This is a genomic window from Arthrobacter sp. SIMBA_036 (genome assembly GCF_046535135.1).
In the GTDB taxonomy this organism is placed as follows: Bacteria; Actinomycetota; Actinomycetes; order Actinomycetales; family Micrococcaceae; genus Arthrobacter.
Window position 1 is genome coordinate 1 of record NZ_JAWRXG010000368.1, and the last position, 249, is coordinate 249.

The 249-nt window shown below is 58.2% G+C and carries 1 protein-coding gene; it reads left to right on the forward strand.

Annotated elements, in window-relative coordinates; translation table 11 throughout:
* Positions 1 to 249: DJ-1/PfpI family protein (locus SB659_RS20205; protein WP_410551717.1), on the forward strand; the 249-nt coding region annotated here is incomplete at both ends.

Here is a 249-nt window from a genome sequence, read left to right on the forward strand (position 1 = left end):
GCGGCAGGTGCGGCGGTATCCGTCATTGGCATCGAAACGGGGAAAGGGCAGACGAACAACAGCGATCTGGATCCCGGTCTCAGCTATCAGGTCGACAATGCCGTCAGGGATGTGTCAGCCGACGATTTCGACGGCCTTGTCATCCCTGGCGGCTGCGTCGGTGCAGACAAGCTTCGTGCCAACAATGGCATCATCGCTTTTGTGCGATCATTCTTCGAACAGCGGAAGCCCGTCGGCGTAATCTGCCAT